Origin of the sequence: Streptomyces sp. RP5T, assembly GCF_003933965.1 — a bacterium.
Classification (GTDB): Bacteria; Actinomycetota; Actinomycetes; order Streptomycetales; family Streptomycetaceae; genus Streptomyces.
Genome location: NZ_RSAJ01000383.1, coordinates 1 through 8,127, shown reverse-complemented (window position 1 = coordinate 8,127; position 8,127 = coordinate 1). Strand labels below are relative to the sequence as shown.

General features: G+C 71.8%; 4 protein-coding genes and 1 pseudogene. 1 reads left to right on the top strand and 4 read right to left on the bottom strand.

All coding sequences use genetic code 11. The features are described 5' to 3' along the window. Positions 1-122: 122 nt before the first annotated feature. The 3 genes from EHS43_RS30590 to EHS43_RS30580 form a co-directional block, all read right to left on the bottom strand. The gene (locus EHS43_RS30590; RefSeq protein ID WP_125193947.1) at positions 123-2,210 is read right to left on the bottom strand and encodes an amino acid adenylation domain-containing protein; all 2,088 of its coding nucleotides are present in this window, start codon (positions 2,208-2,210) and stop codon (positions 123-125) included. Between the two features lie 83 nt (positions 2,211-2,293). Then, positions 2,294-4,756 (bottom strand): Pls/PosA family non-ribosomal peptide synthetase, encoded by a 2,463-nt coding sequence (locus EHS43_RS30585; protein ID WP_125193946.1) that lies wholly within the window; start codon positions 4,754-4,756, stop codon positions 2,294-2,296. A 36-nt stretch (positions 4,757-4,792) separates the two neighbouring features. Continuing rightward, positions 4,793-6,001, bottom strand: coding sequence for a heparan-alpha-glucosaminide N-acetyltransferase domain-containing protein (locus EHS43_RS30580; RefSeq protein WP_125193945.1), 1,209 nt, complete (start codon positions 5,999-6,001; stop codon positions 4,793-4,795). Between the two features lie 594 nt (positions 6,002-6,595). Between EHS43_RS30580 and EHS43_RS30575 the strand changes: the two genes are divergently transcribed. Then, positions 6,596-7,738 (top strand): YihY/virulence factor BrkB family protein, encoded by a 1,143-nt coding sequence (locus tag EHS43_RS30575; RefSeq protein WP_125193944.1) that lies wholly within the window; start codon positions 6,596-6,598, stop codon positions 7,736-7,738. Between the two features lie 41 nt (positions 7,739-7,779). Here the strand turns inward: EHS43_RS30575 and EHS43_RS30570 are convergent. Continuing rightward, positions 7,780-8,127: pseudogene (locus EHS43_RS30570) on the bottom strand (NmrA family transcriptional regulator); the annotation flags it as partial.

Genomic DNA, 8,127 nt, shown 5'->3' with positions numbered 1-8,127 from the left:
TGATCGGCCAGCTCTACCACTGCCTGCAGACCCGGCAGCACTTCGACGAACAGCATGCCTTCACCTCCTCCTCGGCGGATCTGGCCGTAGCGGCTTGACTTCTTAGGCACGTGAGATGTCTTTCAGCCGCGCCGGTCGAGCAGGTCCGCCAGGTCCGCGAGGACCGGGTGACGGACGACGTCCTGCAGGGTGACCGCCCGGTCCAGGGCGATCGCGAGACGCACGGCTGACAGCGAGCTGCCGCCGCGGTCGAAGAAGTGGTCGAGGCGGCCGATCCGGTCGGCGGGCACGCCGAGCACCTCGGCCCAGGCCCGCGCCAGCCGCCGCTCGGCGGCCGTCGAGGGCCCGTCCGCGGCACCGGCGTCGAGGTCCTCGGCGAGCGCGGTGAGCGTGCGGCGGTCGGTCTTGCCGTTGGCGGTCAGCGGCAGCCGCCGACGCCAGTGCACGACCGCGGGGACCATGTACGACGGCAGCGAGGCCGCCAGCCGTTCCCGTACCGTCTCCGCGGCCACCGGCTCGGGCCCGGCGCAGAACGCGGCGAGCTGGGTGCCCCGTACGACCACCACGGCCCCGTCGCGCACCCCCGCCACCCGCAGCAGCGCGTTCTCGATCTCGCCGATCTCGACGCGGAAGCCGCGGATCTTGACCTGGGTGTCCCGGCGGCCCAGGAACTCCAGCCTGCCGTCGGCCCGCCAGCGCCCCACGTCACCGCTGCGGTACAGCCGCTCGCCGGGCCGGTACGGGTCCTCCGTGAAGGCGGCCGCGGTGCGCTCGGGGTCGTTGACGTACCCGCGCCCCACGCACACCCCGGAGAACACGATCTCGCCGGGCGCGCCCAGCGGCACCGGCACCAGGTCCTCGTCCACGACGTAGACCCGGACATTGCGCACCGGCCGCCCGAGCGGGACCCGGTCGCCGTCCGGCACCCGGTCCATGACCTCGTGGTTGGTGTCGTCGCAGGTCTCGGTCAGACCGTAGGCGTTGACGAGCCGGATCCCGGGCGTGGCGTCGAACCAGCGCTGCACCAGCTCCCGCTTCACCGCCTCGCCGGTCACCGACACACAGCGCAGGTCGGCCAGTTCGCGCGGCCGCTGCCCCAACTCGGCGAGCACCGCCTCCAGATACGAGGGCACGACCTGGAGCACGGTGACCCGCCCCGCGACCACCGTGTCCACGAACCGCGGCACGTCCAGGACCGTGTCCTGCCCGACGATCAGCGTCCGCCCGCCGACGACCGGCCCGGCGAGCAGCTGCCACAGCGAGATGTCGAAGCACTGCGGGGCGGTCTGCGCGACCACGTCGTCCTCGCCGATGCCCAGGTCCTCGACCTTGGCGAGCACGTGGTTGACGAAGCCGGCGTGCTCGCACATCGCGCCCTTGGGCTCCCCGGTGGACCCGGACGTGAAGTAGATGTAGGCGAGTTGACCCGCCGCGACCGGCACCCCGAGGTCGTCGCCCGGGTGGCCCTCGGCGTACACGGCGTCCACGAACAGCGTCTCGGCGGCCGCGGCGGACAGCGAGCCGGTGCTGCCCTCCTCGGTGACGACGAACGCGCAGCCCGCCCGGACCAGCGTCCGCGCCACCCGCTCGGCCGGGAAGTGCGGCTCGACCGGCAGGTACACCCCGCCCGCCTTGAGGACGCCGAGCACGCTCGCCATCCAGTCCAGGTTCCGCTCCATGACGACGGCGACCACGTCCTCGGCCGCGAGCCCGCGGGTCAGCAGTGCCCGGCCGACCTGGTTGGCACGGGAGTTGAGCTCGGCGTACGTCCACCGCCGCCCGCCCTGTACGGCGGCCACGGCGTCCGGGTGCTTCACGGCCCGCTCCTCGAACAGCTCGTGCACCCGCCGGTCCGGCAGTGCCCGGACCGGTCCCGCCAACTCCTCCAGCTGGAAGCGCAGTTCGTCCTCGGACAGCAGGCTGCGGCGGCCCGGGTCGGCGAGCGCGGTGAGGTGGTAGCCGGCGAGACGGGTGGCGGCCGCGGTGTCGAGGGCACCGGTGGGGTACCGCAGCCGCAGCACGCCGTCGGTGACCGAGACCGTGAGGTCGTCGCCGGGCGCGTCCTGCGTCCCGCCCGAGAGGGCCGCGAGGACCCTGGTGCGGGCCGCGAGCAGCGCGGCGGGATCGGTCGGTGTGCCGTCGGGCAGCGGGACCGTGTACTCGGTGACGTCCGGTATCGGACCGGGCGGCCGGTGCGGAACTGTTTCCATGACGTGCTTCCCCCTGTGTGTTCTTCGTTCAGGCAGTTCGTGCAGTTCGTGCAGTTCGGATGGTTCGAGCGGCTTCGGGCGCCTCAGGCGCGAGCCACCGCCGGATTCCCGCCCCAGTGCGCTCCCGCGGGCATCTCCTCGCCCTTCATCAGGAAGGCGTCGGCACCGAGCACGGCGCCGTCGCCCATCGAGACGCCGTAGTGGACCAGTGCGCCCGTCCCCACGGTGCAGCCGTCGCCGATGACGATGCGGTCGGACTTGAAGGTGCCGTCCTCCTGGGAGTGCGCCTGCACCTTGGAGTGGTGGCCGAGCGTGGTGTCGCTGCCGATCGCGACCAGCGTCCGCTCGGTGAGATAGCAGCCGTCGTCGAAGACCCGCCGCCCGGTCCGCACGCCCAGCAGCCGCCACACCAGGCTCTTGAACGGGGTGCCGTTGAGCACCGCGAGATGGTGGTCGGGCACCTTCCACAGCCGCTCGTGCCACCAGAAGTACGGGTCGTAGATCGAGCACAGCCGGGGCTTCAGCGGCCGGAAGCGGGTGATCACGCGCTCCACCAGTGCCCAGTAGCCGACGGTCAGGGCGAGGCCGGACATCAGGTAGCCGCCGATCAGCACTCCGCCGAGGGCGCCCCGGCCGCCCCGCAGGTCCACGGCCGCGAAGGCGAGCAGCGTCAGCAGGAACCAGTGCAGCCAGCGCAGGAGCAGGAACAGGGCCATCGTGCGGGCGTTGGAGCGGTTCTTGGCGCTCAGACGGCGGCGCAGTTCGTCGCCCTCGCGCAGGTGGTCGAAGCGGGTGTCGCGCTCCACCGTGCGCGGGATCTCGAAGGGCGGGGACCCCAGCAGGCCCACGCCCTCGCGGAGTTCGCCGTCGAGCGGGACCAGCACCTTGGTGGCGAGCAGGCAGTTGTCGCCGGTGCGGCCGCCGGCCGGGTAGGCGATGTGGTTGCCGAGGAAGTTGTGCCCGCCGATCCTGACCCGCGAGAGGCGGAACGACGTGCTGGAGTACTCGGCGTTGAGGATCGACAGCCCGTCCGCGACCATCGTGCCGCTGCCGACCGTGGCCAGGTACGGCGTCTCGTGCGCCACCTCGGAGCCGAAGTTCGAGCCGGTCTGCTCGACGTGCGAGAGGTCGTAGCCGATGGCCCGCAGGTAGGGGACGATGTAGGAGCTGTCCCCGCACAGCCACGTGAAGAACCTGATGTTGGTCAGGCGGGCGATCGCCCGCTGCACCGAGTAGTGGAAGCCGTACAGCGGATAGACCCGGTCCGGGCGCAGGGCCAGGTGGAGCAGCCGGGGCAGCAGGGTGACGCCGGCCAGGCCCACGACGACACAGGCGGCGAACAGCGCGAGGGACAGGACGAGGGCCTGGGCGTAGTAGGAGGCCGAGGCCAGTTCCCGCGCGTCCGGTTCGAGCAGCGGGTCCAGTGCCGGGACCAGGTCCAGGACCAGGAGGGTGCCGCCGATGCCGATCGGGACGTACACCAGCAGCGTCTGCAGCAGCGTCGCGAGGCCGTGGCCGGCCCGGCGGGCGGTGGTGCAGCGGGCCGCCGGGACACGGACGTGGTCGACGTCGGTGGGGCGGGCCGGGGAGCCGTGCCAGCGCTCGCCCGCCGGGATCGCGGCCCCGTCGTACAGCGCGGAGGAATGGCCGAGCTGGCCTCCGTCGCCGATGGACGTGCCGATGTCGAGGACGGTCCGCTCGCCCACGAAGACGTCCCGGCCGAGGGTGACCGGGCCGGTGCGGATCCGGCCCGCGTGCGCCCGGTATCCGAGGAACAGGGCGTCCTTGCGGATCACCGTGCCGGCGCCCACGGTCAGCAGGTCGGTGCAGACCGGCACCGAGTGGGACAGGATCGTCACCCCCGGGCCTATGCGGGCGCCGAGGGCGCGCAGGTAGAGGACGTACAGCGGGCTGCCCGCGAACAGGACCATCGGGTTGGCGTGGAGCAGTGCCTTGACCAGCCAGAAGCGGACGTAGGCGAGACCCCACACCGGGAACTCCGCCTCCTTCCACCGGCCGACCAGCACCCACTTGGCCACCACCGGCAGGGCGCACAGGGCGAGGAACAGCGCGCCGCCGAAGACCAGCGAGCGCAGATAGACGGAGAGCACTCCCTCGCCGCCGGACATCCAGGCGTACCCCTCGGCGGTGGCGACTCCGGCCGCGCAGCAGTACGCGGCGAAGAGGAGGAACTGCAGCACCCCGCACAGCACATGGCGGGCGGTGCTGCCCGGCGGCGGGGGCGGCTCGGCCGGCCGCGCGGGGACCGGTCCGGTGGCCGGGACCGCGGCCAGGGCGGTCGCCAGGGAGCGGATCGTCGGGTGCCCGTAGACGTCCCTCATCGACACCTGAGGCAGATCGACCCGCTTGCGCACCCGGGCGCAGAACTGCGCCATGACCAGGGAGTTGGCGCCCAGGTCGTCGAAGAAGTGGCTGTCGAGGGGGACTTGCTCCGACTTCACGACCCCGGCCAGCACCTCGGCGAGGACCTGCGCGGTGCCGTGCGCCGGGGCGACTGTCGTGATCTCGCCGGGATTTACCACCACTTGAGCTCCTAGATCATTGCATGTGGCTCTTTTTGGCTATTCGATGTGCTTGCTGAGTCGGGCCGGGGCCGCCACCGGTTCCGGGGGCCGCGGTGGTGTTACGGCCCCGCGACACCGCCGTGCCGTCTCCGCGACGACCGTTTCCAGCGGGCCACGTCCGACGTGACGCCACGAGAGGGCGAACAGGAGCGCTCCGGTGGTCATGACGGCGTACAGGAGCCCGGGGGAGTCGGACAGTGCGCCGGTGGCGAGAAGGAGCACGTGGGCGGCGTACAGGGTCAGTGGCATGCTGCCCGCCGCCGCGAGCGGTGCGAGCGCCCTGGTGAGCAGGAGGCTTCTGGTCAGCAGCAGGGCGGCGCCGAGGATCGCCGCCGCCGAGCCCAGGGTGAGCAGCATGTCGAAGGGCGTGGTCGAGTGCGGCGCCCGGGACAGCAGCGCCCACCAGGTCTCGCCGTCCGGGCTGTCCCACAGCGCCTCGGCGCGGGAGGCACCGGGGAACTCCGCCCACCACAGGTGCCGCAGTCCGCCGTACCGGAACAGCACCAGGGACGACACCAGCCAGACGCCGGCCACCAGGGCGAGACCGCCGCCGAGGAGCCGGGGCGCGAGCCCGCGTGCGGTCAGGTCGAGCCGGCCGAGGGCGAGCCCGGCGCACAGGTAGGCGGTCCAGGCGAGCACCGGGTAGTCGCCGTGCACGAGCAGGTCCGAGACCAGGCCGAGCGGATCGGTGACCACGTCCTGGAGCGTCGGATCGCCGTCGAAGGCGGGCTCGGGCAGGACGCCCCGCAGCGCGTGCACGGCGAAGGGCGCCCCCACGGCCAGGGCCAGGGCCAGGGCCGCCAGGGTGCGCGGGCCGAGGCCCAGCAGGGGGATCGCGATCAGGAACAGCAGGGCGTAGAACGCCAGGATCACGTCCACGTTCAGCTCGGCCGCGCGCGAGGCGTAGCCGAGGAGCAGCCCGATCAGTGCGATGACACCGGCGCGCGCCGCCACCGCGACGGCCGCGGGCCGCCCGGTCGCCGGCCGGCGACCGCCGGTCGTGAAGGCCAGTCCGATCCCGGCGGTCACGGCGAACGTCGCCGAGGAGCGGCCGCCCGCGAACATCCAGGCCGGCGTGACCGACCCGGCCTCGTCGAACGCGCCGAACACGTGAACGGAGAACATTCCGAGCAGGGCGAGACCCCGGGCCACGTCGACCCCCGCGATGCGCGGCGCGGCTTGTTTCGGCGCGTAAGGAACAGGCATAGGAATTCTCCAGACCGGGGTTCGGCGGAATATCGGGCGCTGGTCGGCGCGCAGCGGTAAAACAGGGAGAAGGGCGAGAAGAGGCCCCGTGTTTCCGGTGTTCCGAAAGGAAATGAAGTGTCGTGGGACACGGAACGGGAGAAGAGAAGGAGCGGTTCGGTATGCGCCTGGAGTGGCCACACGGCGGGGACGGGGTGGCCGGCTCGGGCCTTGGTCAGGCCCCTGGGAATGCAATCCGAATTGTTTCGACGCGCTCATGAACGGGTCAAGCCCGTTTCGGTCAATGGCGATTTCCTGCTGGTCCGCCGCGTGTCGGCACTATGACTCACGCATGCCTTCCGGTCGTGCCACCGGGGAACTCACTTCTTGGGTGGTGTACATGTCGTCGGGCATTCCGGTTCCGGGCTCCACGAAAACCGGCCAACGGGTCCATGACAGAAAAAGGGTTCGATTTCTCATGTGATTTCCGCGGGGTTGCCCGACGTTTTCCGAGCCGTGACGGAACCGAACGCGAGCGGGCGTTCCCCGCACGGGTGTGCCCCGGACCGGGACGGGGGGATGAGTGCACGCCCGCATGGCGGATACCTTTAGGTCGTGCAGGCAGCAAGCGAATCCCCTCAACCACCCGCCGGCAGGCTCCACCGGGCCCGGGCCCTCTACCGGAACGTGTCGAAGCGCAGGACCGCCTGGCTGCTGCTCAAGGACACCGTCAACTCGTGCATCGAGTACCGCATCCTGGGGCTCGCCGCCGAGGCCGCGTTCTTCTCGCTGCTGTCCGTCCCGCCCCTGCTGCTCAGCCTCATCGGTCTGCTCGGCTACGTCGACGACTGGACCGGCACCGACAGCATCAGCAGCCTGGAGGCCAACCTCCTGGACGCCGCGCGCACGGTCCTGTCCGACAAGGGGGTGCGGGAGATCGCGCAGCCGATCCTCGACGACGTGATGAAGGGCGGCCGCCCGGACGTCATCTCCGTCGGCTTCCTGTTCGCCCTGTGGTCCGGCTCGCGCGCGGTGAACGTCTTCATCGACACCATCACCGTCATGTACGGCCTCGACGGGGTCCGCGGCATCGTCAAGACCCGGCTCGTGGCGTTCGCCCTGTTCGTCGCGGCCCTGCTGATCGGCTCGGTGGCGCTGCCGCTGATGGTGGCGGGACCGGACGCGGTGGTGCGGATCGTGCCGTGGTCCACGACGGTCGTCCAGGTCCTGTACTGGCCCGTGGTGATCATCCTGTCCATCGCCTTCCTGACGACGCTCTACCACGTGTCGGTACCGGTGCGCTCACCGTGGATCGAGGACGTCCCGGGCGCGCTGGTGGCTCTGGCGATGTGGGTGCTGGGGAGCTTCCTGCTGCGGATCTACCTCCAGAGCACCATCGAGGGCGCCACGATCTACGGCTCGCTCGCCGCCGCGGTCGCCGTGCTGCTGTGGATCGGTGTGTCCGCCTTCGCGGTCCTGGTGGGCGCGGCGGTCAACGCGGCGATCGACCGTGTCTGGCCGGCCGCGGCCACGGCGGCGGCACGCGAGGCCAACGAGCGGGTGCGGGAGGCGCAGGTCGCCGAGTACGTGGCGCGCGCGGCGGCGCTCCACGACACCGATGCCGACCCCGACGACCCCGACATGCCCTCGGAGTTCCCGGAGCGCTGGTCCCGCTTCCTGCCTCCGGAGGACGTGACCTCCCGGCTGCGGACGCACGCGAAGACGACGCATCCTCCCCACAAGCCGCAGGGGTCCTGAGGGGACACGTCGTCGGGGCACGGCCCCGCGCACCCCCGGGGTCACGCCGTCCAGGTGCCCGCGGCCGCCGCCTGCCTCGTGAACTCCGCGAAGTCCCGCGGCTTCCGGCCCAGCACCTCCCGCACCCCGTCCGACAGATACGCGTTGCGCCCGTCCAGCAACTGCTCGAACGCCTCCACCAGCGCGCCGACCTCCCCCTCGGGCATCCCGAACCCCGCAAGGCGCTCCCCGTACTCCCGCGCCGACACCGCCCGGTACGTCAGCTCGCGCCCCGTCGCCTCCGCGATCTCCGTCACCGCCTCGCCGAACGTCAGCAGCCGCGGCCCCGACACGGCGACCGTCTCTCCCACGTACCGCTCGCCCGCCAGCAGCGCGGCCACCACCACGTC

What these genes read in the sequence shown, in the direction of transcription:
- EHS43_RS30590 (WP_125193947.1), bottom strand. Translation starts at nt 2,210, where the DNA reads ATGGAAACAGTTCCGCACCGGCCGCCCGGTCCGATACCGGACGTCACC.
- EHS43_RS30580 (WP_125193945.1), bottom strand. Translation starts at nt 6,001, where the DNA reads ATGCCTGTTCCTTACGCGCCGAAACAAGCCGCGCCGCGCATCGCGGGG.